The sequence below is a fragment of the Paenibacillus sp. FSL H8-0280 genome (genome assembly GCF_045040665.1).
Lineage (GTDB): Bacteria > Bacillota > Bacilli > Paenibacillales > Paenibacillaceae > Paenibacillus > Paenibacillus xylanexedens_A.
Genome location: NZ_CP150296.1, coordinates 5632784 through 5658186, shown reverse-complemented (window position 1 = coordinate 5658186; position 25403 = coordinate 5632784). Strand labels below are relative to the sequence as shown.

Annotated in this window: 23 protein-coding genes; 15 read left to right on the top strand and 8 right to left on the bottom strand. The window is 48.0% G+C overall.

What is annotated here, in order from left to right; all coding sequences use genetic code 11:
• Nucleotides 1–113 precede the first annotated feature (113 nt).
• Nucleotides 114–1433 carry a TrkH family potassium uptake protein gene (locus MHI12_RS24650; RefSeq protein ID WP_397387058.1) on the top strand — a complete coding sequence of 440 codons (1320 nt, stop codon included), beginning with the start codon at nucleotides 114–116 and terminating at the stop codon, nucleotides 1431–1433.
• Nucleotides 1434–1450: 17 nt separating this feature from the next.
• Nucleotides 1451–2122 carry a TrkA family potassium uptake protein gene (locus MHI12_RS24645; RefSeq protein WP_074096339.1) on the top strand — a complete coding sequence of 224 codons (672 nt, stop codon included), beginning with the start codon at nucleotides 1451–1453 and terminating at the stop codon, nucleotides 2120–2122.
• 54 nt (nucleotides 2123–2176) lie between these two features.
• On the opposite strand, the gene MHI12_RS24640 is transcribed toward MHI12_RS24645, so the two are convergent.
• On the bottom strand, nucleotides 2177–3106 hold the full coding sequence (locus tag MHI12_RS24640) for a LysR family transcriptional regulator (protein ID WP_036673385.1): 930 nt from the start codon (nucleotides 3104–3106) through the stop codon (nucleotides 2177–2179).
• 295 nt (nucleotides 3107–3401) lie between these two features.
• Between MHI12_RS24640 and MHI12_RS24635 the strand changes: the two genes are divergently transcribed.
• The 6 genes from MHI12_RS24635 to MHI12_RS24610 all read left to right on the top strand — a co-directional run bounded on the left by MHI12_RS24635 (nucleotide 3402) and on the right by MHI12_RS24610 (nucleotide 9957).
• Nucleotides 3402–4070: a succinate dehydrogenase cytochrome b558 subunit gene (locus MHI12_RS24635; protein ID WP_036605792.1), complete on the top strand. Its 669-nt coding sequence runs from the start codon at nucleotides 3402–3404 to the stop codon at nucleotides 4068–4070.
• A gap of 43 nt (nucleotides 4071–4113) precedes the next feature.
• Complete coding sequence (sdhA, locus tag MHI12_RS24630) at nucleotides 4114–5856, top strand: succinate dehydrogenase flavoprotein subunit (RefSeq protein ID WP_036673387.1); 1743 nt, start codon at nucleotides 4114–4116, stop codon at nucleotides 5854–5856.
• A 596-nt stretch (nucleotides 5857–6452) separates the two neighbouring features.
• Nucleotides 6453–7217: a succinate dehydrogenase iron-sulfur subunit gene (sdhB, locus tag MHI12_RS24625; protein WP_036605794.1), complete on the top strand. Its 765-nt coding sequence runs from the start codon at nucleotides 6453–6455 to the stop codon at nucleotides 7215–7217.
• Nucleotides 7218–7392: 175 nt separating this feature from the next.
• On the top strand, nucleotides 7393–8367 hold the full coding sequence (locus MHI12_RS24620) for a metallophosphoesterase (RefSeq protein ID WP_405170601.1): 975 nt from the start codon (nucleotides 7393–7395) through the stop codon (nucleotides 8365–8367).
• 57 nt (nucleotides 8368–8424) lie between these two features.
• Nucleotides 8425–9156, top strand: coding sequence for a metallophosphoesterase family protein (locus MHI12_RS24615; RefSeq protein WP_405170600.1), 732 nt, complete (start codon nucleotides 8425–8427; stop codon nucleotides 9154–9156).
• 168 nt (nucleotides 9157–9324) lie between these two features.
• Complete coding sequence (locus MHI12_RS24610; RefSeq protein WP_405170599.1) at nucleotides 9325–9957, top strand: GNAT family N-acetyltransferase; 633 nt, start codon at nucleotides 9325–9327, stop codon at nucleotides 9955–9957.
• Between the two features lie 471 nt (nucleotides 9958–10428).
• On the opposite strand, the gene MHI12_RS24605 is transcribed toward MHI12_RS24610, so the two are convergent.
• The gene (locus tag MHI12_RS24605; protein WP_341008782.1) at nucleotides 10429–11238 is read right to left on the bottom strand and encodes a histidinol-phosphatase; all 810 of its coding nucleotides are present in this window, start codon (nucleotides 11236–11238) and stop codon (nucleotides 10429–10431) included.
• A gap of 30 nt (nucleotides 11239–11268) precedes the next feature.
• On the bottom strand, nucleotides 11269–12171 hold the full coding sequence (locus MHI12_RS24600) for a LysR family transcriptional regulator (protein WP_036605798.1): 903 nt from the start codon (nucleotides 12169–12171) through the stop codon (nucleotides 11269–11271).
• A 456-nt stretch (nucleotides 12172–12627) separates the two neighbouring features.
• Here MHI12_RS24600 and MHI12_RS24595 point away from each other — a divergent pair, with 456 nt between their 5' ends.
• The 5 genes from MHI12_RS24595 (at nucleotide 12628) to MHI12_RS24575 (ending at nucleotide 17501) form a co-directional block, all read left to right on the top strand.
• Nucleotides 12628–13086 carry a chemotaxis protein CheX gene (locus MHI12_RS24595; protein WP_405170598.1) on the top strand — a complete coding sequence of 153 codons (459 nt, stop codon included), beginning with the start codon at nucleotides 12628–12630 and terminating at the stop codon, nucleotides 13084–13086.
• A 56-nt stretch (nucleotides 13087–13142) separates the two neighbouring features.
• Entirely contained in the window at nucleotides 13143–13916 is a 774-nt protein-coding gene (locus MHI12_RS24590; protein WP_047841269.1) for an SDR family oxidoreductase, read from the top strand.
• Nucleotides 13917–14127: 211 nt separating this feature from the next.
• Nucleotides 14128–15501, top strand: a complete 1374-nt coding sequence (locus tag MHI12_RS24585; RefSeq protein WP_405170597.1) for a DEAD/DEAH box helicase — start codon at nucleotides 14128–14130, stop codon at nucleotides 15499–15501.
• Nucleotides 15502–15528: 27 nt separating this feature from the next.
• On the top strand, nucleotides 15529–16281 hold the full coding sequence (locus MHI12_RS24580; RefSeq protein WP_036605802.1) for an ABC transporter ATP-binding protein: 753 nt from the start codon (nucleotides 15529–15531) through the stop codon (nucleotides 16279–16281).
• Nucleotides 16282–16283: 2 nt separating this feature from the next.
• Complete coding sequence (locus MHI12_RS24575; RefSeq protein ID WP_405170596.1) at nucleotides 16284–17501, top strand: ABC transporter permease; 1218 nt, start codon at nucleotides 16284–16286, stop codon at nucleotides 17499–17501.
• A gap of 169 nt (nucleotides 17502–17670) precedes the next feature.
• Here MHI12_RS24575 and MHI12_RS24570 read toward each other — a convergent pair whose 3' ends face one another.
• The 3 genes from MHI12_RS24570 to MHI12_RS24560 form a co-directional block, all read right to left on the bottom strand.
• On the bottom strand, nucleotides 17671–17796 hold the full coding sequence (locus tag MHI12_RS24570; RefSeq protein ID WP_206759599.1) for a YjcZ family sporulation protein: 126 nt from the start codon (nucleotides 17794–17796) through the stop codon (nucleotides 17671–17673).
• 217 nt (nucleotides 17797–18013) lie between these two features.
• Nucleotides 18014–19312, bottom strand: coding sequence for an aminotransferase class I/II-fold pyridoxal phosphate-dependent enzyme (locus MHI12_RS24565; protein WP_405170595.1), 1299 nt, complete (start codon nucleotides 19310–19312; stop codon nucleotides 18014–18016).
• Nucleotides 19313–19490: 178 nt separating this feature from the next.
• A complete protein-coding gene (locus MHI12_RS24560) occupies nucleotides 19491–20108 on the bottom strand; it encodes a pyridoxamine 5'-phosphate oxidase family protein (protein ID WP_405170594.1) in 618 nt (205 codons plus the stop codon).
• A 162-nt stretch (nucleotides 20109–20270) separates the two neighbouring features.
• On the opposite strand from MHI12_RS24560, the gene MHI12_RS24555 reads away from it, so the two are divergent.
• Nucleotides 20271–21731 (top strand): PLP-dependent aminotransferase family protein, encoded by a 1461-nt coding sequence (locus MHI12_RS24555; RefSeq protein WP_405170593.1) that lies wholly within the window; start codon nucleotides 20271–20273, stop codon nucleotides 21729–21731.
• A 178-nt stretch (nucleotides 21732–21909) separates the two neighbouring features.
• Nucleotides 21910–22695, top strand: coding sequence for an AraC family transcriptional regulator (locus MHI12_RS24550; protein ID WP_278298407.1), 786 nt, complete (start codon nucleotides 21910–21912; stop codon nucleotides 22693–22695).
• 347 nt (nucleotides 22696–23042) lie between these two features.
• On the opposite strand, the gene asd is transcribed toward MHI12_RS24550, so the two are convergent.
• Both asd and MHI12_RS24540 read right to left on the bottom strand, forming a co-directional pair.
• Nucleotides 23043–23834: an archaetidylserine decarboxylase gene (gene asd / locus MHI12_RS24545; RefSeq protein WP_047841263.1), complete on the bottom strand. Its 792-nt coding sequence runs from the start codon at nucleotides 23832–23834 to the stop codon at nucleotides 23043–23045.
• An 85-nt stretch (nucleotides 23835–23919) separates the two neighbouring features.
• Nucleotides 23920–25050, bottom strand: coding sequence for a YheC/YheD family protein (locus tag MHI12_RS24540; protein ID WP_341008774.1), 1131 nt, complete (start codon nucleotides 25048–25050; stop codon nucleotides 23920–23922).
• Nucleotides 25051–25403: the final 353 nt, after the last annotated feature.

Below are 25403 nucleotides of genomic sequence, written 5' to 3'. Positions count from 1 at the left end.
CTTGTTTAACGTTTGGCAACAGCATTTCAAATGAAGAAGGCTCCACGGGGTGTGGAGTTATTTTCATTTTAGAAGAGGTGGAAGATACTCAAGTGAAACTGAATGTTCAATGGATGCGATTATCGCCACCCCGTATTCTTGTGTTAGGGTTTGCTGGCATCATATTGGTAGGCACACTGTTGTTAATGCTTCCGGCATCCAACCGTAACGGTGACAGTCTTGCATTTATTGATGCGCTCTTTACAGCAACTTCGGCTGTTTGTGTCACTGGTTTGGTTGTGGTCGATACAGGGACTCATTTCTCGGTGCTGGGTCAGGTTGTTATTGCTATTCTGATTCAGATTGGCGGACTGGGCTTCATGACAATGTCCACATTGGTTGCCATTGCGTTCAAACGGCGGATTTCGCTTAGAGAGCGGTTAATTCTACAGGAAGCGATGAACCAGAGCACGATGGAGGGCATCGTCCGGCTAATACGGAAAGTTGTGATTTACTCACTCATTATCGAAGGCATATGTGGCACACTGTTTGCCATTCGCTGGTCGTTCGACATGCCAGTCGGACAGGCGATCTATTATGGCTATTGGCATGCGATCTCGATGTTCAACAATGCGGGCTTTGATATGTTTGGGGATTTCCGCAGTCTGACCGGTTATGTGTATGACCCGTTGGTTAATTTTACAGCAATGTTCCTGATTGTCTCTGGTGGTATCGGTTTTGTGGTGTTGTCAGACCTGGTGGATTACCGCAAAACGCGGAAGTTGTCTCTGCACTCCAAAGTTGTACTGTTAATGACTGGATTGTTAATTGTGTTTGGTGCACTTGTCATTTTCGTATTTGAATTCAGCAATCCACGGACACTGGGTGGCCTGAACTGGGGTGGCAAAATTCTCGGTTCATTCTTCCAGTCCGTTACGCCGCGAACAGCAGGAGCCAATACGGTAGATATTGCCGGGCTGAGGCAGGCAACACAGTTCTTTATGATCATTCTGATGTTTATTGGTGCTTCGCCAGGTTCTACCGGAGGCGGGATCAAAACAACGACATTTATGATTATGGCTGGCGCGGTCATCGCCATGATGCGAGGACGTGAAGATATCGTATTTTTCCGCTACCGGCTCGTACAGGAACGGATTTTCAAGGCGCTTACCATTACATTGCTGGCACTCTTGTTGATCATAGCTGTAACGATGGCACTGAGTACCACAGAAGATGCCAGTTTTATGATGATCTTATTTGAAACAACATCGGCCTTTGGTACTGTGGGATTATCGCTCGGACTGACGCTGAAGTTGACTACATTGGGCAAGCTCCTGATCTGTTTTACGATGTTTGCAGGAAGGCTTGGACCGATCACATTAGCGTATGCACTTGGGCAGAAAAAGGGTAAAGAGTTATACAGGTATCCGGAAGGCAAAATGATTATTGGATAAGGGGTTCGTGAAGAACAATGAAAACACAGCAGTTTGCGGTGATCGGGCTTGGGCGGTTTGGCTCCAGTCTGGCACAGGAATTAATGGAACTCGGCTACGAGGTGCTCGGGATCGATAAAAATGAAGAAGTCGTCGAAGACATGAGTGAATTGGTCACTCATGCCGTTGTAGCCGATGCCACAGATGAGGAAGTGCTGCGCTCCCTGGGTATTCGTAATTTTGACTGTTGTATCGTTGCCATCGGGGATGATATCCAGACGAGCATTCTCACTGCGATTCTGTTAAAAGAGCTGGGTGTCAAGACGGTCGTGGCTAAGGCCATATCCGTCCTTCACGGACGCGCATTGGATAAACTGGGGATCGATCGTGTCGTTTATCCTGAGCGGGATATGGGCATTCGGGTTGCCCACCAGCTGGTTACCCCGAACTTGCTGGATTACATTGAATTATCCAATGATTACAGTATTGTCGAGATGAAGGTTCCCGCCTGTCTGCACAACAAAACCCTTTCCACCCTGAATGCACGTGTACGTTTTGGTTGCAGCATTGTAGCGTTACAGAAAGAAGCTGGTGTCATTATTGCTCCAACAGCACTGGACTCGCTTCAAATGGGGGATATTATGGTCATTATTGGTAATAATGCAGATATCGACCGATTTGAAGAAGAGGTTATCAGCCAAGAGAGCTGATAATTAAGATGAGTTATATATGGAAGCCAGGCGTTAGATCCTGGCTGATTCAGATCAAGGCAAAGGCGTCGTAGCCCTCCGTGAGGGCAATGGCGCCTTTGCTGTAAAGAGTGCAGCCGTCTCCTTGACCCATTGTCTGGAGGTCTCGCTGAGATCCTCTTTTTCCCCATAGATCATGCAGGTTGTTCTGCGGGTCTGTTGTAATTGAGGCAAATGAACAGAAACAAGATCATTGTCCGCGAGTAATTGTGGACGAAGATATGACTTGGGCAATAGAGCAGCAGCTTTGGCGGAAGGCAGAAGTCGAATGATCGCTTCGAAGGAATCAATCTCCATGCGAATATCCGGCATCACGGCACAGCGCTGGAAGAGATCGTCCGTTAATTTGCGGTACCAGGTACCTTTGGAGAACGTGATCATCGGCAGATCCTGCAAATGCTCCATCCCGGCTTCCTTACCGGACAAGGGGTGTGTAAGTGGCACAACCAGCTCCAGGTGATCGTCAAAGAGCGGCACACAGTTAAGCCCCACTTCGCTGATGGAGGAGGCGACAATGCCCACATCGGCTTTTTTGTCACGTACAAACGAGACAATCTCATGTGTTTTCCCCGTCAAAAGTTTCAGTTCGGCATTTGGATGTTTCTCCATGAAGGCATTGACGAGAGGTGGTAACGTAGTTTGAAGCGTCGTCAGACTGGCTCCGAGTGTAATGGTGCTCTGTTCTTCGTCTTTATACTGGGCTAGCATGGTGAGGAACTTCTGTTGCTGCTGCTTCTGTTCTACAGCGTAGGTATAGGTGAACTGGCCAACACTGGTTAACTCCAGCCGTTTGCCACGGCGGTGGAACAGGGCAACCCCGAGTTCATCCTCCAATTTGGCAATTTTGCGTGAGAGTGCGGGTTGGGACAAGTTCAGTAACTTGGATGCACGGTTCAGGCTGGACTGCTCCACGACCGCTGCAAATGCATTTAACTCCTCAAACATGAACAATAACCTCTTTTCCATGAATGTGATTCTTGCCCTTGCTCAATCGTTTTCCATGTTGTATAGCCTGTAAACCCAATGTTTCACTGCTTATACCTATAGGTTATAACATTTAATAATTATATTGCAATTCCCTTATAAGAAAAAAAGGAGTAACATGAATCGTGACACAAGTTGTTCACACCTGGGGAAAACGGAACAATTTGTCGAACCTTTTCATGGAAAAGGATTCGTGTCATGATAAGTGAAATCATTTATGAAAACGTTGTATTTAGCGAAAGGGGATCGACATTTTATGAAAGGGTTTTACTCCAGAAAGCTGCACTCCTTGCTTGGCGTCATTCCGCTCAGTTTGTTTTTTGTTGAGCATTTGGTGACGAACTTCACGGCAGTTGAAGGCGGCAAAGAAGCTTTTTACGGTGCCGTTGCATTTCTGAACGGCTTGCCTCTTGTTATTGTAATTGAGGCATTACTTATCTGGCTGCCGTTGTTCTATCACGGTGTTTATGGTCTTTACATTGCCTATCAGGCCAAGCCTAACGTTGGGCGTTACGGTAATGAGCGCAACTGGCGCTACACGTTACAGAGGGTAAGCGGTATTATTACGTTTGTATTCGTCATCTGGCACGTATGGGAGACGCGAGTACAGATTGCGCTGGGTAATGTATCCCATGAAGAGATTGGCGGCGTCATACATGATGCGGTGACGAATCCGATAACCTTTGCGATATATATGATCAGTGTGGTTGCGGCGTCATATCACTTTGCCAATGGTCTGTGGTCGTTCCTCGTTAGCTGGGGAATTACAGTTGGTCCGCGTGCGCAACGTGTATCCTCTTACGTATGTATGAGCTTGTTCGCTATTGTTTCCATCATGTTTATTGCTTCACTATTTGCTTTCCGGAGCATTGATTTCCAAACGGCTACTTCGATGATTGACGCAGTAAAAACAGTTCTAATTTAAGCATTTAGCGTATAAATGCTGACTTATAAGGGAGTGAACAGCAATGGCATCAACGAATGTAATTATTGTGGGCGGCGGTCTCGCGGGATTGATGGCGGCGATCAAATCGGCTGAAGCCGGAGTCCATGTTCATTTATTTTCACTGGTTCCTGTTAAACGATCCCACTCTGTATGCGCACAAGGCGGCATTAACGGAGCGGTAAATACCAAGGGTGAGGGTGACTCCCCATGGGTACACTTTGACGATACGGTATACGGCGGTGACTTCCTCGCGAACCAACCTCCTGTTAAAGCGATGTGCGAAGCAGCACCTGGCATCATTCACTTGATGGACCGTATGGGCGTAATGTTCAACCGGACACCGGAAGGTTTGCTTGATTTCCGTCGTTTCGGGGGAACGAAGCATCACCGTACGGCATTTGCCGGAGCGACAACAGGACAACAATTGCTCTATGCATTAGACGAGCAGGTACGTCGCTGGGAAGCAGCTGGCCTGGTAACGAAATATGAGAACTGGGAGTTCCTGCAGGCGGTTTTGGATGATGAAGGTGTATGTCGCGGGATCGTGGCTCAGGATCTGAAAACGATGAAGGTACAGACATTCCCGGCAGAAGCGGTTATTCTGGCGAGTGGTGGTCCGGGGATCATCTTCGGTAAAACGACCAACTCGGTAATTAACACAGGTACAGCGGCAAGTGCGGTGTATCAGCAAGGTGTAAATTACGCAAACGGGGAGTTCATTCAGATTCACCCAACAGCCATTCCAGGGGATGACAAGTTGCGTCTCATGTCTGAATCCGCGCGTGGTGAAGGTGGACGGATCTGGACGTACAAAGACGGAAAACCTTGGTACTTCCTTGAAGAAAAATATCCATCCTACGGTAACCTGGTTCCACGTGATATCGCGACTCGTGAAATCTTCAGCGTCTGCGTAGATATGGGTCTGGGTGTGAACGGCGAGAACATGGTTTATCTCGATCTGTCGCACAAAGATCCGAAGGAACTGGATGTTAAACTCGGCGGAATCATTGAGATCTATGAGAAGTTCATGGGTGATGACCCGCGTAAAATCCCAATGAAAATCTTCCCGGCAGTCCATTATTCCATGGGCGGCATGTGGGTAGATTACAACCAAATGACTAACATTCCGGGGCTGTTCGCAGCTGGTGAATGTGAATATCAATACCATGGTGCGAACCGTCTAGGTGCAAACTCATTGGTATCCGCGATCTATGGTGGTATGGTGGCTGGACCAAAAGCGGCTGAATATATCAAAGGACTCAAAAAATCATCCGCTGATATCCCATCTTCCGTATTTGAGAAACACACCAAACAACAAAGCGACAAGTACGAAGGCATCTTGAAAATGCAGGGCACGGAAAATGCCTATGTCATTCATAAAGAGCTTGGCGAGTGGATGACAGCCAACATGACGGTTGTGCGTTACAACGACAAGCTGGAAGCCACGATTGGCAAGATCAAGGAATTGAAAGAGCGTTATGGCAAAATCAACATGTATGACAGCTCCGGTTGGAATAACCCAAGCGCAGCATTCACTCGCCAACTGTGGAACATGATTGAATTGGCAGAAGCAATGACACTGGGCGCTCTGCTGCGTAACGAAAGTCGTGGCGCCCATTACAAACCGGAATTCACGGAACGTAATGACGAAGAGTTCCTGAAAACGACTATCGCAAGCTGGTCGAAGGAAGGCCCGAAAATCTCGTACGAGCCAGTAGACGTATCCCTGATCCCACCACGTATCCGGGATTACTCCAAGGATTAAGAAGTACCACACTATTCATGCAATGAATAGTTAAACACCTGAACGGAGAGGCAGGAGAACTTTGGAGAAGCAGAGCTTCTTCAAAGTTACTGCCATCAAAGTGATGGAGTGAAGGTTCTCAGCGAAGGTACTCTGTGTGCACAAAGCAGCAGAGGAAGCCAAAATACCTGTTCATAAGCAAGCAACGCATTGGCAAAGCTTGCATATTTAAAATTACCGCAATCCACAATGAATTGGAGTGCAGTTTCCAGCAAAGTGACCCAGTGCACAACGTAGCGGAGGAAGCGGAAATGCCCAGAAGAAGCAAAGCACCTAGCGATGCTTTAGCACTTCAATACTGCCTCCAGCATGAATGGAGTGCAGTTTCCAGCAAAGTGACCCAGTGCACGACGTAGCGGAGGAAGTGGAATTGACCTGAAGAAGCGAAGCGTCCGCCTTTGATACCCCATTTTATTCAATAGAGATCCATTCAGTAAAATGGGGGAGCAACAGCGGTCGGAAGGTCATTCCACTGACGGAGCGCCACCCGTGCACCAAAAGAGTAACTTTGCGCATCAGCAACACCAATCATCGTCACCAGAGGAGGGGACAACGATATGGCGGAACAAGCTACAGCCAACAAAACCGTCAAGTTTATCATCACCCGTCAGGATAGCCCGGAGTCATCTTCGTACAACGAAGAATTTGAGCTTCCGTACCGTCCCAACATGAATGTGATCAGCGCCCTGATGGAGATTCAGCGGAACCCGGTCAATACAGATGGCAAATCCATTGCACCCGTATGCTGGGATTCCAACTGTCTCGAAGAAGTCTGCGGTGCCTGCTCCATGGTCATCAACGGCAAGCCACGTCAAGCATGTGCAGCTCTGATCGACAAGCTCGAACAGCCCGTTCGTATCGAACCCATGAAGACATTCCCGGTGGTTCGTGACTTGGTCATCGACCGTAGCCGGATGTTTAGCGCCCTGAAACGCGTAAAAGCATGGATTCCGATCGATGGTACCTATGACCTCGGTCCAGGTCCACGGATGCCTGAGAAGAAGCGTCAGTGGGCATATGAGCTGTCCAAATGCATGACATGTGGTGTATGTCTGGAGGCATGCCCGAACGTCAATGAGAAAACAGACTTTATCGGTCCAGCAGCACTGTCCCAAGTGCGTCTGTTCAACGCTCACCCAACAGGGGAGATGAACGCCGACGATCGTCTGGAAGCGTTGATGGAAGACGGAGGCATCGAGGGCTGTGGTAACTCACAGAACTGTGTGCAATCCTGTCCCAAAGGCATTCCACTGACAACCTCCATTGCCGAAATGAACAAACAAACGACCAAGCATATGTTCAAACGCTGGTTGGGTGTATAATCTCGTCATAACATGTGCAGAAGTGTAATCTGCAACTTAGAAGAAGTCGTGATCCCGTGCAGCAACATGCCGGAGATCCCGGCTTCTTTTTGTAATGAAGCAGAGGAACCGGGCTAACCATGCAGAATATGATATACTAAGGGGATGGATTAAGAGCGTAGAAGGAGGGGGAGATATGGCAGAGACACCGCGTCAGGGCAGCAACAACTCGCCGTCCCAGCGCTCGCACAAAGCATCAGGTGCAGAAGAGTCTGTGTTTCCTGGGGAAGAAAAGGATCATGATCCCTCTCGCCGAAGTTTCTTATTGCGTATGGTTTTGATGACGGCGGGTGCCAGTTTGCTTACAGGAGGTTATGCCTGGTTATGGGAACCGCGTCGTCTGGAGATCAAGCAAGTGGAGCTGAAACTTCCGAAGTTTCCAAAGGCATTTGACGGTTTGCGTGTCGTTCAGTTCAGCGATGCCCATCTTGGTTTTCATACCGGGGTGAAAGAGCTGAAGAAGCTGGCAGCAACGATTGAGGAGCAGCAACCGGACTTGATTTGTTTTACCGGAGACATCGTCGAGAGGGAAGCAGAGCCGATGCGTGAATGTATTCCGGTACTCGCCTCCATGCAAGCGAAGTATGGCAAATTTGCTGTTTTGGGGAATCATGATTATCGGGGTGGACAGCAGAATGAAGTGACAACCATGTTCCGTGAAGCTGGATTCACTTTGTTACGGAACGAACATGTGGTGATTGAACAAGGGGGCGAACGTCTGGCCATAGCTGGTCTGGATGACGCACTTACAGGCAGGCCTGATCCTGCCCAAGCCATCAAGGGATTGGATCATGATGTGTGGAAATTGTTACTTATGCATGAACCGGATTATGCCGACATTGCCACTCCCTATGGTTTCGGATTACAACTTTCCGGTCATAGCCATGGTGGACAGGTACGTTTTCCCTGGATCGGGGCACTGACAACTCCGCGAGGTTCACACAAGTATGTTCAAGGATTGTATTACACGGATGTCCAGGGGGTATATTACACCACCCAGACACAGATGCCTGTGTATGTGAATCGTGGTTTTGGCATGACTCAACTGCCCATTCGTTTTCTGTGCAGACCAGAATTAACGATTTTTGAGCTTAAAGGATCAACCACATAAAAGAATATAAGATGAATATAAAACATAAAGGATTCAACATGAATGGAGGTTATCCAGATGGAAAGAATTGCGATTGTATCCGACATTCATGGCAACATGACTGCCTGGGAAGCAGTGTTAAAAGATATCCGAAGTCGTGGCGTGGAGCGAATCTTTTGTCTTGGTGACCTCGTGGGTAAGGGACCAGAACCGGTAAAGGTTGTGGATCAGGTGAGAGCGACGTGCGAACTTGTTATCCGTGGCAATTGGGATGAACTGGTTGCGGTTAACCAAGACAACGAGAACTTTACGTGGCAAGCAGAGCGGCTGGGTGAAGAACGATTGGCGTACTTGGCGGGCCTACCCTTCAGTCATCAATTTCAACTGAGCGGTCGCACCATCCGTCTGGTCCATGCTTCACCTCAAAGTGTATACCATCGTGTACAGCCGTGGGACGCGATGGAAAAGAGGTTGGCAATGTTTGATCCTCCGGCTGATGAGCCTGAGCAAGGTGTTGCAGATGTTGTAGGTTATGGGGATGTGCATAACGCATACTTGCAGTATATGAACGGCAAGTTACTGTTTAATGCAGGCAGTGTTGGTAATCCACTCGATCTTCCCCAAGCTTCCTACTGTATTCTGGAGGGTGAAGACTGCAACGATAACAACACCCCGTTCAATGTTCAATTTGTGAGGGTGCCTTATGATATTGAGCGAGAAGTACAGGTTGCACAGTCGGCGAATGTTCCTGCATTGGATTTCTATATTCGTGAGATTCGTACGGGTATCTATCGCGGGCTGCAGGAGTAGTCAGCATCTGGGCCTTTTAGCGTGAGGAATTGAATGTTGCAATATATTAATACTAAAATGCGAATACTAAAGTTCGTGGATCAGTTCAAATGGTATTACGCCGGATCATCATCAGAGCATGCTTGTCTTACCGGACTAGAGCCCGTTTAGGCAAAAGGAGCGATTGTCATGCTTACCCGAAAAATGCTGGTTCAAGGTCTGCCGGCTTTGTGGACAGAGCGTCTTGTCCTGCGATCATTACGTCAAAGTGATTACAGCACATTATCGGAACTCTTTTCCGATCCTCAAGTCATAAGATATGTGAATAGGGGAAGCCCGCCCACGCCAATCCGGGCGAGACGCTTATTGAACCAGATACGGAGCAGCAGCGCCAAGCTGGATTCGTTACATTATGGGATCTGCTGGAGAGGCAAGGAACAGGTGATTGGGATCACCTCATTCCAGCACTGGAATGATCAGAATGGTACCGCACAGATTGGTTATATCCTGAACAGGTCCTGTTGGGGCAGGGGTGTGGCTACCGAGGCGGTACAGCGGCTGCTGCAGTTTGGATTTGACGATCTTCATCTGGGGAGGGTGGAAGCACGTTGTTATGAGGCCAATGTATCTTCACAACGGGTGCTAAGCAAAATAGGGATGTCCTATGAGCGGAGTCTTCCCTCGTTTGTACTGCATGATGAGGATGACGAGGGATCAGAATCCCTGATGGATGTTAAAGTGTACAGTATGTACCGGGAACAATACGTCAGACCGCTTCAGGAAAAAGACCTGCAAACCCTGGTATCTGACAAGCCGCAATGACATAGAGTAAGAGTAGTCAAACGTGAATGAATCGAACTTCAATCATTTGTTACACAATTGAAATATAGCTGCAATTGAACTCTAACAGACAGGGGGTAAACTTATCTCATGACCCCCTTTTTGATAATAGATAATGCTGTTGGGACCCGCGCGAGCGGGTTCATTTTTTTTGTCCATATAAGTTAACTGTGGAGTATTTACACTGGCCACTCCGATGACAGAATAACCTTCCGATCGCTGTTATCCCCAGATTTTTTGATTCCCTTTTGAAAAGGGTAAATCCGTTGATAGCGTATGCTTCCGATGCAGCCTTCTTTCAGAAAGCTTTTAGGCGACCGCTTCGCTTCTTCAAGTTATTTCTGTCCTTTCCGTTATCGTGCAAAATATAGTTGTATCTCTTTATATAGGACACTACGAAGCCCCCCACGGCGTAAACAAGCACGCTGTGGGGGGCTTTGTGTTTGCTCTATTTTACAGTGATACAATCTGCATCTGTTTCTGCTTGAAGTACACCCAGTCGGTGAATCCGATCTCCTTCAGGCGTGTACGAACGTCATCCAGCTCGTCTGCAACCCGCTGTGGTTTATGAGCGTCCGATCCAAATGTTACCTTCACCCCATAATGATGAGCGCGTTCCAGAATGGCATCCGAGGGATACCAGCCACCGCTAAGTTTGGTTTTGCCAGATGTGTTAATTTCAATCGCTACGTTGGATTCTGCAATGACCTGCAACGTTTCATCAATGGCCTGATCAGCGATAATTTCGGAGAAAGGTGGATAGTTTCCTTTCATCGCATCAATGTGTCCAAGAATCTGGAACATACCGCTGCGAGCCGATTCCCGGATTAATGAATAATAGCTCTCTTTCACTTCAACTTTGCGAGCATTACTTAGGCCATTCCACCGGGTTTTGTTGAAGATACTCACATCCTCGGTATGATGAACTGAACCAATAATATAGTCAAAAGGATACTGTCCCAATGTGGTACGGTACAATTCTGCATAAGCAGGGAAGTAGTCGGATTCAATGCCGAGCAGCACATCGATTTTACCAGCGTACTCTTCTTTCAGAGCAAGGACTTCTTCCACATAATGCTGCAATTCAGACTTGCCCATTGCGATCCGGGGAAATGCCTGCTCAAGCTCACTGCCAAAGTATGGCGTATGATCCGAGATACCGATGGCCTGAAGTCCTGCCTTAATACCTGCCTCTATATAATCGCGGATGTTGCCGTCTGCGTGACCACAACGAAAATGATGTGTATGAAGATCAAATTTCATATGGAATCCTTCCTTTCTCATGGCTCATTGTCATTCTGAACTGATGAATTGGGTTTCCGGCATACCTTTGAGATCGCTTATGAATTGCTGCATCGCTGAGTTAAGGTATCGACTGGACTTATAGATGACACCGACAGGGTGACTGACCTCCAGCTCACTTAAGGGTATCATTCGCAATGTACCTTGACGCAACTCATGCGCAACAGATTGTTTGGAGATGACAGCTGCCCCGAGATCAATCTCGACCATCCGTTTCACTTCTTCGCTGCTCGACAACTCCATTACAATATTAGGTTCAATATTATGTTTCTTGAAGATCGTTTCCGTAAACCTTCGTCCTACGGTATCAGGGGACAGCAGAATCAATGGTGTACTCCGGAGTACATCGACTGCAGCATGTTTTTTCTTCGCCAGCGGATGGGAAGGAGATACCACGAGTTCAAATGTGTCATAGTACAGCACAGATGTATTCAGGTTGGGATTACGCTCCGTGAGATAACCGATACCAATATCAACCAGACCATTTTCGACCTGGGTATAGATCTGTGATGAAGGAAGGGACTGAATACTGGTTTTAATCAGCGGGAATTGATCTTGGAAATAGGATAACACCCTTGGCAAGATCTGAATAGCAATGGAAGTTGTTGTGCCTAATACGATACGTCCCTGAGGCGTTTCATCGAGATCGGACAATTTTTGTTTTAACTCATCAACGATGTCGAGCATCCGTTCAGCGTGCTCCAGAAATACCTGTCCACGGTCTGTCAAGGTAACGGGTTGGTTCCGATCCACAAGAACGGTGCTGAATTCGTCCTCCAGACTTTTGATCTGGGCCGAGACGGCAGGCTGGGTCAGGTTCAGAAGTTCTCCCGCCTTGCGGAAGCTCATCGTTTTGGAAATGGTAATTAGTGTCTCCAGTTGGCTTATGTTCATAGGTGACCTCCTTGCAGGCAAAATTTCTTGATTATGTAGTGTTTGGTTCGATGTAATCCCGTAACTAGTTATTGTTCCGTTATCTTAAATTATAGGTGATTCAGGACAGCAGAGCAATGAAGGTAATTATCAGGATCAAAAGTAGTTCAAGAGACTGTGAAAAAAACGCGAATACAAGAATTTGATTTTTTTTACAGTTGTGAGAAGCAGTAATAAAGTCCTAAATGCCTTTTGCCACGCACAATGAACGAAAAGCTTTCTTCAAAAGAAGTGAAAAGCGCTGTTTATTCGCTAGAATCAGCTATAAACATTTGCCCCACGGATGACGATAAATTATAGTACACATGGTTTAACGAATTCTTAATGAATTCTTGTACGTGATAAAGTATAATAAATTTAATGAATATGGGACTTTTGGTGTGTGACCAATAACCCAGTGCGAGGGGGACATAGACAGTGAAAGCGGAAGTGATTAATCCTTTCCTGGAATCGGCACGGAACGTATTTGAACAGCTCATCCAGGTTTCGCCTTCCACCGGGAGTCTTGGCGTGAAAAATGTAGAGTACATTGAAGACCATGTCTGGATCGTGATCGGAATGACCGGACAACTTAGCGGAAACATTGTATTTGGAATTAATGAACAAGTTGCATTGAAAATTGTATCTGCGATGATGGGCGGATTCGTTATCACAGAAATGGATGAAATGAGCAAAAGTGCGATTTCGGAACTCGGTAATATGATCAGTGGTAATGCCAGTACGATTCTGTCGAACCAAGGTGTTGTGGTCGATATTACACCTCCACAAGTGATGAAATCCGAACATCTGACTACATTTAGTGCAACGAAAGCACTGAGCATTCCTTTGCTGATGGACGGCATTGGTGAGATGGATATTCAGGTCATGATCTCGTAGAATAGAACCATACGCCTCAAAAGGCAATATGTGTTCAATACGGGAGGACATTATGGATGCTGAAAGATCAGGTAGTGTTTATCACAGGTGCATCGAGTGGTATCGGTGCGCTGTGTGCGCAGATGCTGATAGAAGAAGGAGCCATCCCAATTCTGGCTGCCCGTTCACGGGACAAGCTGGAGGAGATTGGTGCCTCGCTGAAAGGGCCGCATGAATTACTCACACTTGATGTTACGGATAGTGAGCAAGTTCAGGCAGCTGTGGATGCGATATTGCATAAATACGGACGAATCGACATTTTGCTGAACAATGCAGGTTACGGGAAATTCGCAGCGATGACAGAGATGTCTGTACAGGAATTCGATGAGATGATGGACGTTAATTACATGGGCATTGTCCGCTGTACCAAAGCAGTGCTTCCACAAATGCTGGAACGTGGCAAAGGTCAGATTGTGAACGTGGCCTCCATGGCTGGCAAAATTGGTACAGCCAAATCCGCTTCCTATACAGCTACGAAACATGCTGTACTCGGATTTAGTAATGCGCTGCGTCAAGAGCTTCGCAAGACTGGCGTCATGGTGACAACGATTAATCCAGGTCCGATTGATACACCATTTTTCCATCGGGCTGACCCTTCTGGCAATTATGTGAATAATGTACGCTGGATGATGTTGAAACCGGAAGACGTTGCGGGTCATATGATTCGGGCGATGAAAAAGCGCAAGGAAGAAGTGAATCTGCCAAGACTTGCTTCTGCTGGCATATGGTTGTACCAGCTATTTCCTCGTCTTGCAGATCGATTGTCGCACGGTGTAATGAATCAGAAGTAAATGTGATACGAGGCATCATATACGGAATGAAAGAAAGGCTCCGCCGAGGGGCTTTTCTTTTTTTTGGCGTGTATACATACAATTCTGGAATAAGATTTGGTACACGGGCTTTTTTCGCATATAATGAAAGGTAATGTGATGACAGGCTTCGGTTTTAGTAAGTACAAGCAGGGCTAGCATCAAAATGAATAAATTAAAAGGATGGACATACATGACGAATCAAACATTTGCTTCAATTGGCGTGGAACAGGATCTGGAGGCCGTTTTGGCGAAACATGGCATTAACGAACCTTCACCTGTACAGGCTCAGACGATCCCGGTTATTTTGGAGGGCCGAGATGTCGTATCCAAATCCCAGACGGGAACAGGAAAAACGCTGGCATATCTGCTGCCACTGTTACAATCCATCAAAATGGATATCAAAGGTACGCAGAAACTCATTATTGCACCTACGCAAGAGCTGGCGATGCAAATTGTACGTGAAGCGCAGCGTTATGCGGAAGAACGTAAGATCGGCGTATTGGGTCTGATTGGTGGCGCAGCAGCTAAACGTCAGATCGAGAAGCTGCGTGAGCATCCACAATTGGTTGTGGGTACACCGGGACGACTGAAGGAATTGATCACACTCAAAAAACTGAAAATGCACAACGTTTCCACCATTGTCATTGATGAAGCAGACCAAGTGTTCCAACTTGGCGGCGTAAGTGACGTGAACTTTGTACTTAAGAGCGCATTGCGGGACCGTCAGCTGATCTTCCTGTCAGCAACCATTGATGAGCATACAGCTGGACTCGCAAAGCGTGAGATGAAAGAGCCTGTTCAGATCGGAATTGAACCGGATCGAGCTACGGCTGCGGGCCTTGAGCATTATTATTTTGTAGAAGAAAACCGCAACAAAATTGACATGCTGCGTCGTCTGGTTAGACAGTACAATCCGGATCGGGCGATCGTATTTGTGAATGCAACCGAAGATATCGGTGAAGTTGAAGCAAAAATGAATCATCTGGGCTTGTCCGCTGCTGCGCTGTATGGGGATGCTGACAAAGTGACCCGCAGTAACGTATTGTCTGCCTTCCGTAATGGCAAACTCCAGTTGCTGATTGCCAGCGAAGTCGCTGCCAGAGGTTTGGATATCGAAGGATTGCCAATGGTCATTAACTATGACCCTGCCTTTGACTCGGAGCACTATGTTCACCGTGCAGGTCGTACAGGCCGGATGGGACGTTCGGGTATCGTTTTGTCCATTGTGGATGAAACACAGATCTTTATTATGCGTAAATTCGCACGCGAACTCGGAATCGAACTGTCAGAACGTGTACTCTTTGGCGGTAAAGTACTGGAGGCTGACCCGCGTCCGGACACGCGGCCTGAGGGACATTCGTTCTCCAGAAAACCAGGACAATCCAGAGATCGCAAACCAGGTCAGGGCAATCGTAATGGGGGAACCCGAGCTACAATCTCCAATTCGCGTCCAGCAGGTAGCAAACCAACGGGGAATGCAGGCCGCACGGAGCGCGACCAGGATCGTAAAAACAAGGGAGCACCCAAGTGGAGTAAAGACAAAACGCCACGCTCCGAAGAATAGAATCTGACGAAAGGGGTGCAGGGATAGATGGAAAACGTTCAATCACCTGTTCTGCAAATCAGCGGGCTAAGCGGAGGTTATAGCGCCAAACGGCCGGTCCTTCACGGCATCGATCTGGAAGTTGGACGTGGAGAGATGGTCGGACTAATCGGTTTAAACGGTGCTGGCAAAAGCACAACGATGAAACATATCCTCGGCTTGATGACCCCTCAACAGGGCGAAGTACGAGTGATGGGCAAGAAGCGGGACGAGGATGCGCAGATCTACCAATCGGCCATGGCATTTGTACCGGAATCACCCGAACTGTATGATGAGATGACGGTGATGGAGCACCTGGAGTTTACGGCAAGAGCGTACAATGTGTCGGAGGCTGATTTCAAACAACGTACGGAGAAACTGCTGGAACTGTTCCGTATGAATGAGAAAAGTACAAGTTTGTCGACTCACCTGTCTAAGGGGATGAGACAAAAGGTCATGATCATGTGTGCTTTTGTGGCCGGACCACCACTGTACATCATTGATGAGCCTTTCCTGGGGCTGGACCCGCTGGGTATTCGCTCCTTGCTTGATTTTATGCTGGAGATGAAAGCTTCGGGATCATCCATCCTACTCAGTTCACACATTCTGTCCACGATTGAAAATTACTGTGACCGTTTTATCGTTCTGCACCGTGGGCAAGTCATTGCTCAAGGGACGCTGAATGAATTGCGCTCTCAATTCGGGGAATCGGATGCCACGCTGGAGCACATGTTCTATTCTCTCGTACAAGGCAGGGATTGAGCATGGATCTCAAGCTGCTATGGAAGCAAAGACGCACAGGATTCTGGAACGGAATTCTTCCTTATCTGGGTTATGTGATCCAGAGTGGTGTAGCGATGGTCTTTTTATTTCTCGTCATTGCGTTCTCCGCCTGGTATACATCGTTTGTTCAGAATATTCCGGCGGAATTTCCGATTCGCTGGATTGCATTGCTGCTACTGGCACCACTGGTGCTGTTTAGCAGTTATCGTACATATCTGCTTCCGGCAGATATCGTGTTCCTGCGACCACAGGAATACCGCATGCAGGAATATTTGAAGAACAGCTTTGCCCGGGGCATCATCTATAAAACTCTGGGCTTGCTGCTTGTATTTGTTACACTGTGGCCGCTCTATGTCAGAGCAGATCTGGATGCACGGCCATTTGGCTGGTTCATCGTATTCCTGTTGCTGTGGAAAGGGTTGTCCAGTTATGGAGCATGGCAAGAGCTAAGAATGGTTCAGGTTGGCGCGGCAAGAGGATACCGTCTCTTGCGATGGGCACTGGCTGTGCTGGCGGTTGGCGCATGGCTGTGGCAGCCACCGCAGCGTAGCGTCTGGTTCCTGCTGTTGCTGGCTGTTGTCTACGTCGTCGCCCTGCGTATACCGGTGAAACATCGGGTAGCGTGGGAACGACTGATTCAGGTGGAGCAGGGGCAGGCTGGCAGGGTTATGCGTACGCTTGGCTGGTTTGTGGATGTACCTTCATCCGGACAGAAAGTAAGTTCGCGTCGCTGGCTTAGCAAATTGGGGAGTGGTCTCCCCTGGAATGCAGGGAAAGCTTACCGTTACTTGATAACCAAAACGTTTGTTCGAACCGAAGTGTTCTCAATCGTGTTACGCCTAGTTGTACTGGGCATGTTACTATCCTGGTGGACAGCAGGCAGCTACTTTGGTGTCGGGGTGTATCTGTTCTTCCTGTTGCTTGCAGGTGTTCAGTTAGGTGCGCTGCGTCGCAGTCATAGTGAATCGTTCTGGATTATGATCTATCCGATCTCGGGAGAAAGTCGTCGTTCTCAGGTGTTAGGATTCATATTCCATCTACATGCACTGGCTGCGTTACTCATGTGGTTGCCTATGCTGGCTGCTGGAGCAAGCGGACTGACTGTCACCGGAGTAGCACTTATTTTGGGTATACTGGTGATTGTGATCATGCGGCGTTCGCAAGGTAACAAGTGGTTGAAGGAAGAAGAGGACGAGTAAACGATTGGACACCTGACCAACTCGGATTATAACATTGGGTTCATCAGTGAGAGGTACAAAAGATAACAAAAGAAGGGTATGCCGGGCTGTATCCCGGTATACCCTTCTTTGTGCTGTAATGGAATTATGCAGTCAGATCACTTGGTTCTCTCGCAAGTGTGTATTGGTACTAACAGAGGAACGATTTAGTGATAATCACGAGCAAGATGAACAGAACGAGAATGGCACCTGTGTTAGTAAATCCTCCGTAACCGCCGCATCCATAACCGCCTCTTGTATCTTCAACTCCAGACATGGTCATTCCCCTTTCAAGTGGTTGTTTGGCACGCCCTTGCGTACATCGTATATTATGTGCCTTGGGGGTAGGCTGATTGGGCCGATGCCCGGTAAAGCCAGAAATTAAAGCTTTTGGGCTGATAAAACACAAAAGAACCCTTTGTATATTCAGTGACATGAAGCGTCGCCGTTATACAAAGGGTTCTTATATCATTCAGGATACAGGTCTGTGTTAACTAAGTCGTCCGCAGATCCTGAACTCCACGATAGATGGTTTCATACAGATCTTCCAACCCGGATTCTTCAATACAGGAGAAGGCGATTCGCAGATCCGATTCACCCAGCGCGATTGTACCCACACCATATTTGTGTAGCAAATGGCTTCGAAGTTCTTCAGCGCCAACGTCTTTCAGCTTCAGGCACATGAAGTAACCGGAGTTGAACGGATAATAGTCCCATGCATCTCCATACTTGCGGCTATCGAGAATGGCTTTTACCTTATTGGCGCGGCCTTTCATAATCTCGAACTTCTCCTGTTTCTGTGCTTCAAACTCCGGTGCTTTGAGCGCATCCAGTACAAAAGTCTGGGAAGGATGCGGGCCACTGGAGATCGTTGCTCGGATAATACCGAGTGTTTTTTGTTCCAATGCATGCAGAACGGCTGCATCTTCATGGGCATACGTAATGAATCCAACGCGGAAGCCCCATACGAATTCTTCCTTGGTTGCACCATCCACTTTTACGGTCAACACACGTGGATGAATGTTGGCAAGTTTGCCAAACAGGGATTCATGAATGGAATCTTCGAAGAACAGTCCGAAGTAGGCATCATCTGTTACAGCAACCACGTTAACACCGGCTTCAGCTGCCTGAAGAATCGTGTTCACAATGGCATCTGCTTCTTCGGCTCCAGGCGTATAACCTGTTGGGTTATTCGGGAAGTTGAGCAGTACGATCGCTTTACCTTTGTCCTTTTGATCAAGCAAAGCCTGAAGCAGACCATCGCTGTTGAAGTTCAACTGATCATCGAACAGGGGATAATGAACCAACTGGCCATGACGACGAATTCCGAAGGTCAGCTCGTAATTTTCCCAGTTTTTATCCGGATATATGACAGCGTCCCCTTCATCGGCGAACAGGTCGGCTACGATACTCAGTCCATGGGTTAATGCATTGGTTACAATCGGATTGCCAAACGTTTTGCCTTCAAGCGAAGGTGTTTCCTTCAGCATCTTGTCTCTCCAGACGGTCCGCAATTCAGGTTTGCCTGCAGGTGGAGCGTAAGGATACAGATCCTTTGGCTGGAATGCAGACAGCTTCTCCTGAATAACCTGAAGATGCATCGGCACACCACCCTCCAGGGCGATACCAATCGTGGCATTATGGGTCTTGGCCAAGCTTGCTGCTTCAGCAGATTGACTCAAGATCCCTTCTTTAGGAAAATAAATTTCTTTGCCAAGCTGTGACAGCATGGAGTAGACGTGACTGCTGCCTGTCTGAATACTTTCGTTCAACTGTTCAGCCAGTGGATTCATTCTTTTCATCCTTCCAAGTCTTTGTGATTCAACTGCCTAACATTATATCACCTTGACATGCCCCCGTCACGGAAATTACGCAATATGACAGTTATATCGCTTTACCGCGTTGTTGCAGAGGGTTTTCGGGTGGGTTATCGTTGAATTCAACCTTGGAGTAATCCTCAAGAAATGAAACTTATTGCTGATGAAATGGACAGTATTTCCGCATCATTTCAGCAGTTTCAGTATCTCTTCCTTCATTGCGCTGTTCTAACTGACCACTAATATGATCAAATCGTTCACTGGAGAGGTTTTGTCCAAATTTAAACTTGGCGCTGATTCGTTTTGGCACGATTCTTACAACGGCTACAGCTTTGAGGTTTCCTGTGTAACGCGAGTCAGTAGCATCAATGGGTACATATCCGCCTTGCGGCTGGAGTTTCTCCATGAATCGTTGTAATACCTTACCTTTGATGTCCAGATCTTTAACCGGTTCAGCCTGGCCAAAGGCCATGACACTTTTGAAGAAAGAAGTTGCCGGACAAGCCAGCTCAGGATCACTGAAATAGGATGGAATCAGGGAGAACTCTTCAGCCACCGTAAAACTGACCGACGAATCCTGTTTGATCTGTTTCATCTTCTCGCCAGCCAGACTGCCGTGGAAATAAAAGCAACCGTCCATATATACGAAATTCAGCGGTGTAACCCGTGGTTGTCCATCCGGGCTGACCGTTCCTAGAAACCCGAAAGAGCACTGATCCAGAAATGTGGTAATTTCCTGTTCTTCATCTACTGTGAATTCTTTCCGTCTCATGTGTATTCCCCCATCATTGAATGTATAATAGAACGCCATATCTTATGGATAACCATAGTTCATACATTGACAATGAAATAGATCCAATTTACATTCACTTTAGTAGGCCAATTTGTCAGGGAACATAAATGAAGACCAATGAAGGCCAATGAAGAGAGGTGCATGATGGAATTGTGGCTGCCGATGGATACCTATGAACTTCAGCATCGATACAAGTATGAGGCATTGTACCATGCGTTACGTGATGCTATTCATGCAGGCACATTGGTGGGGGGCACGCGGCTTCCTTCCACACGTGAGTTGGCAAAACAATATGAGATGTCACGTGGTTCGGTAGCTCAGGTATACGACATGCTGCTTGCGGATGGTTATGTCCATGCTCATCGGGGAAGAGGTACATTTGTCACCGAAACATTATCCACTCAGGAAAATGAAAAACAGGAAGCCGTTCTCAAGCTGTCTCCCTGGGGCGAACGAGTACAGATGTTGAATACGCAACATGAAGTCCTGCGGACTCAGATGTCTTCACCGAAGCCGTCCGTCATTAATTTTCAAATGCAGCGCATGCCTGCAGAACATTTCCCGTTAGGGGAGTGGAAGAGTGCACTCGCAGCGGTTCATCGCAGTGGTTGGCGAGAATCGAGCGGTGTAGCCGGTGACCCGGAGCTGCGTGAGGCCATCGCCTCCCATCTCAGATGGACACGTGGTATCCAGGCTGAACCATCTCAGATTGTATTGTTCAGCGGTTCAATGCAAGGCATCACCCTTCTATCCCAGCTGTTGATCGCAGAGGGGGCAGCGGTTGTATTGGAGAACCCGGGGTATCCGGGCATTGCCCATGCCGTTAAGTCCTGTGGTGGGCATATCATCCCGGCAGAGGTAGATGACGCAGGCATTATTCCTCAGCCTTGGGAGGCACAGACGTTATTTGTCACCCCTACCCGGCAGTTTCCAACAGGGGCCGTGCTGGGGTTGGACAGAAGACGTGCCTTGCTTGCGTGGGCCTCAAAGCGGAATGCGGTCATCATTGAAGATGATTATGACAGTGAATTCCGATGGGGTGGAAGACCAATTGAACCCCTCAAAGTGCTTGATCGTGAACAACGCGTCATCTATGTCGGTTCATTCTCACAAACGATGGTTGCTTCGTTCCGACTTGGCTATGCCGTACTGCCACCTGGCCTGGTAGAACCTCTCCTTGCCGCCAAGGCGCTGTATGAACCGGTACCTCCGGCGCTGTTAGAGCAGCGCGCACTGGCAAAATTTATGACCAGAGGAGGTTACCTGAGGCACTTACGGCGGTTAACCCGGTTATACGGGGAACGGCATGATTTTTTTGTCCGCGAGATGGAACTACAGTTGCCGGAAGCATTCACAATGCAGCTTGGTGATGCAGGACTTCATATCTACGCTACCTGGAATGGCGATGTGGACAGTTATCAGCGATTTAAAAAGCTTGCTCAGGAGGATGGCATATTGTTCCGTGATGCAGAGCGATATCGGCTGACTTCAGGTCATCCGGCGGCCTGTTTTGCTTTTGCACATCTGGAGAAAGAAGAGATGACAGAGGGAATCCGGCGAATGCGGCTAGCCTGGGAGAAGTGCACATTTTCGTTTCGGTGAATTCCGCTGTATAATGGGATAAGACATTTCGCTCCTGTAGGAGCAGAGATTATATATGAGCAAGTTGTATTTAATCATGCAAGATACTGAAATACATATGGCCTGGATTGAAGAAGTGAGGTTCAGATCAGAATGATGCCATATGCATAGAGATTAACTATCAAGGGGGAGTGGCGACATGCTGCAGGCATCGCCGTCATCATTTGTTATTTTGCCCGCTGTCGCCAAAATTGTCTGTGAACCGGGCTGGAAGTGGCAGAAACGGGAAAAACCGATGCAAAACTATGATTTATTTTATGTATGGAGTGGTGAAGGAACGCTTGTACTGAATGACCAGTCGTATGAAGTTGGCAAGGGTAGTTGTTTTTTGTTCAGGCCAGGAGATCATCCTACTGCAACACATAATAAGCAAAAACCGTTGGTACTTACGTATATTCACTTTGATGTGGACGTGCCTGTTACTGACGTTCCTCAGTCCTATCGCGAGGTACAGGAAACGGTCGAGTTTGAGCACTTGCTGGCACGTTATGTAAGACTGTTTTTATCGGATGTGTACGGACGTGATGAAGAGAGCCGATTGATTCTGAAACAATTGATGATCCATTTGCTGCGCGCCGATACGGAAGAACCTGTGGAGAAAAAGGTAAGCAACCAGTTATCCGATGTGATCCAGGAGGTCGCCAATTATGTGCGTCAGCATCCCGGGATTACACATCGGGTGGAAGATCTGGCTGCGCGGGCTGGCTTATCGCCCCGATACTTCTCGATCAAGTTCAAGGAACTGGTAGGATCATCGGTGCAATCTTATATTATCCGCATGCGTATTGAACGGGCGGAACATCTGCTGGTGCATACCGGCATGAATGTGACCGAAGTGGCGGATGCTCTGGGTTACCGGGATATTTTCTTCTTCAGTCGTCAGTTCAAGCAATATACCGGCAAAAGCCCGTCCGAGATTCGATGAAATTCTGATGAGAAAAACAGGACACCGTTTCAAGTCTGGAATGCAAGGGTAATTATCTAGCATTCCAGATGACCAAAAGGGGGAACTTGTGATGAACGGAAAACGTCGGGTCCGCAACCGGGGATGCTCTACGAAGGGATGCAATATTTTCCGGAACCGTCTGCGTCGCTTCAAACCGGCAGAGGACTTGCAAGATGTGTGGTTTTGAGGAGAACTCAGCAGACCAATAACGACGGAGCGAAGCTTCGTATTGCATGTATATATGGATGAATATGAATTCATAAAGAGGATGGCGCAATACCTGGTTACAGGTGCTGCGCCATCCTCTTTATTTGCGTATGGACTCATTAGTTCTTCGGTTTCAAACGACCAAGCAATGCGCCCATTTTGACCGAATCGCCTGGCTGTAAGCCCGGGTTTGGTTCGAATGTGCCACTCTGCGTCAGCAGAACAACGGTGGAACCGAATTCAAAATAGGCCAGATCATCGCCTTGTGCCCAGGTACTTGTGTCCGTATCAGCATATTGTATGCTACTCACGTTCATCGCACCTACTTTGACAACCGCCACTTCACCGTAATCATGTGCGATATACGTAATGAGCCGTTCGTTACGACTAAGCACGGATCTCATATGGGTCAGGCCAAAGTCATTCACGGGATAAACTTTGCCTTTGATGTGTTCGCTCTCTATTTTGCGGCCGCTGACAGGTGCATGAATGCGGTGATAGTCGCGAGGGCTGAGATAGAGGACGAACCCGTACCCGTGCTTGTACTTCTCCAGATGGGGAGAATGATTTAATAATTCAGCAAGTGTATAATTTTGTCCCTTAACATTCAGGAGTGTCCCTGCAGATATTGGACCGGCTGCCGTAATCTTGGCATCTACCGGGCTGATCAGTGCATGCTCTGAAAGTTCCAACGGGCGCATGCCCGGCTTTAATTTGCGGGTAAAGAAATCGTTCAGTGAACGGTATTCCTTCCAGTCTTTCTCGGCCTCCTGAACAGGGATGTCGTAGGTCCGGACAAAATAAGGGATAAATGCCTTACTTCCCCGGCTTTTGGAGAAGGCTCCCACAGTCCGGGAGATCCATTTGCGCGAAGAAAGCTCGGTCATTAATCGCAACAGCGTTTTTGCCATGAATATCCCCCTTAGGGTTAATGCGAACTTCAAGGCCGGTAAGACCGGCCGTTCTGCATAATATTGACACAGAATGCACACGAAATCAATATAGTCTCCTATCGTATGTCTGCGGTTGTCTCGGAATTCTCGAATTCTGTTCCAGCAGCAGACGCCCATAAGCCATCGGTTTGCTGTACGTTGCCTTCCAGTGTTCCGACATTCCCGCCTTACGAAAACCGTAACGCTGATCCCGTCCATTGCATTCAATAAAATAGATCTGGCCGCTGCGCGTTATCCCGAGATCAAGACCCAGATCAGCCAGATGTGGCAGACTGGCGGCCAGGTTCTGGGCAATTCGAAGTGCAACGAGTCCGATTCTGTATTCCAGTCGAGCCAGGTCAAAGCCAGATTCCCCTAATCCAAGGGCCTCTGCGAGCTTCATGACTTTACCGCCCTGGGCGATATTGCTGACAAACGTATGGGCAGGAGCCGCTTTGGCAAACATGCCTGTTATTCCCCAAAGACCATCGCTGCCACGTTGTACAGATACCCGCAAATCTACTGGCCTGCCTTCATAACGTACCAGTGGGATACGCTCTTCAATGAGGTAGGCATGGCGAAAGATCCGCCTTAGGGTGGAGGAAGGAAGCTGTCCTTTGCTCAAACGGAAGGTAGCCCACCCTTTGCGTGCAGCCTTTGTCTCACAGGTTAGTTTCCACTGTCCATCTCGCTCGAAGACTCGCATAATACCATGACCGATGCTACCGCTGCATGGTTTGATGACGAGGTCATCATATTGTTCCATCATATAGGCCAGAGATTCTGGCGTAGCTTTAACTGCATGGGGCAGGTGTTCTCGCAAGGCGAGGTCCTGATGAAGCATGTCATGAATGTGATCTTTACGGTACCGGTTGCGAACGTTGAATACCTGGATACCCTGCAACATCAGCTTGGTAATCTGATGTTGTTCCGTCCGGCGAAGCTGGAGTGATCGGTTATGAATGACGGAGGGCAGTGGCATGCGCTCGCGAACATATCTGCCTTCTTTTTTTACATAGGCAAGACATGTTTTTTGATCCGAATCGATATCTTCCAGCCTCAAAAAGCAGGGAGTTAATCCATAACTGGCCGCTGCCTGTTCATAATTCGCGAGTGACTCCTGACCGGTCCTTCCGGCCGGTATCCCCCGGTACATGCGTGAATCGAACATAATGCCGATCGTTTCTTGGAGCATGACCGTTCCTCCTTCGATGTTATCGCGACCATGGATCGTCCATTCATGGAATGCCGGCCTGTCACCGCATGGCTCAGACATCGCGATAACGCAGACCGGTGTGTAAGATGCATCGCCAAGCACTAGTGCTTGCTCAGGGCGTGTCTAAAACTCTGAAGGAAGCAGGTTTTGCCGAATTTTCGTTCCAAGCAAGGAAGTTTTCCGCAGGCGTGCCGGGGCACGTCAAGGGAAAGTGACACAGCAGGGGGCGAAAAGACGGTGAAAGATGCACTTCAGCGAGTTTTCAGACACGACCTAGATATAATATCCTATGACATGACTGGGACGGGGGCGTGGACAGCCGCCTTTCCTCT

Coding starts and splice junctions, on each gene's coding strand:
- MHI12_RS24650 (WP_397387058.1), top strand. CDS start 114: ATGCGATTATCGCCACCCCGTATTCTTGTGTTAGGGTTTGCTGGCATC.
- MHI12_RS24645 (WP_074096339.1), top strand. CDS start 1,451: ATGAAAACACAGCAGTTTGCGGTGATCGGGCTTGGGCGGTTTGGCTCC.
- MHI12_RS24640 (WP_036673385.1), bottom strand. CDS start 3,106: ATGTTTGAGGAGTTAAATGCATTTGCAGCGGTCGTGGAGCAGTCCAGC.
- MHI12_RS24635 (WP_036605792.1), top strand. CDS start 3,402: ATGAAAGGGTTTTACTCCAGAAAGCTGCACTCCTTGCTTGGCGTCATT.
- sdhA (WP_036673387.1), top strand. CDS start 4,114: ATGGCATCAACGAATGTAATTATTGTGGGCGGCGGTCTCGCGGGATTG.
- sdhB (WP_036605794.1), top strand. CDS start 6,453: ATGGCGGAACAAGCTACAGCCAACAAAACCGTCAAGTTTATCATCACC.
- MHI12_RS24620 (WP_405170601.1), top strand. CDS start 7,393: ATGGCAGAGACACCGCGTCAGGGCAGCAACAACTCGCCGTCCCAGCGC.
- MHI12_RS24615 (WP_405170600.1), top strand. CDS start 8,425: ATGGAAAGAATTGCGATTGTATCCGACATTCATGGCAACATGACTGCC.
- MHI12_RS24610 (WP_405170599.1), top strand. CDS start 9,325: ATGCTTACCCGAAAAATGCTGGTTCAAGGTCTGCCGGCTTTGTGGACA.
- MHI12_RS24605 (WP_341008782.1), bottom strand. CDS start 11,238: ATGAAATTTGATCTTCATACACATCATTTTCGTTGTGGTCACGCAGAC.
- MHI12_RS24600 (WP_036605798.1), bottom strand. CDS start 12,171: ATGAACATAAGCCAACTGGAGACACTAATTACCATTTCCAAAACGATG.
- MHI12_RS24590 (WP_047841269.1), top strand. CDS start 13,143: ATGCTGAAAGATCAGGTAGTGTTTATCACAGGTGCATCGAGTGGTATC.
- MHI12_RS24585 (WP_405170597.1), top strand. CDS start 14,128: ATGACGAATCAAACATTTGCTTCAATTGGCGTGGAACAGGATCTGGAG.
- MHI12_RS24580 (WP_036605802.1), top strand. CDS start 15,529: ATGGAAAACGTTCAATCACCTGTTCTGCAAATCAGCGGGCTAAGCGGA.
- MHI12_RS24575 (WP_405170596.1), top strand. CDS start 16,284: ATGGATCTCAAGCTGCTATGGAAGCAAAGACGCACAGGATTCTGGAAC.
- MHI12_RS24570 (WP_206759599.1), bottom strand. CDS start 17,796: ATGTCTGGAGTTGAAGATACAAGAGGCGGTTATGGATGCGGCGGTTAC.
- MHI12_RS24565 (WP_405170595.1), bottom strand. CDS start 19,312: ATGAATCCACTGGCTGAACAGTTGAACGAAAGTATTCAGACAGGCAGC.
- MHI12_RS24560 (WP_405170594.1), bottom strand. CDS start 20,108: ATGAGACGGAAAGAATTCACAGTAGATGAAGAACAGGAAATTACCACA.
- MHI12_RS24555 (WP_405170593.1), top strand. CDS start 20,271: ATGATGGAATTGTGGCTGCCGATGGATACCTATGAACTTCAGCATCGA.
- MHI12_RS24550 (WP_278298407.1), top strand. CDS start 21,910: ATGCTGCAGGCATCGCCGTCATCATTTGTTATTTTGCCCGCTGTCGCC.
- asd (WP_047841263.1), bottom strand. CDS start 23,834: ATGGCAAAAACGCTGTTGCGATTAATGACCGAGCTTTCTTCGCGCAAA.
- MHI12_RS24540 (WP_341008774.1), bottom strand. CDS start 25,050: ATGCTCCAAGAAACGATCGGCATTATGTTCGATTCACGCATGTACCGG.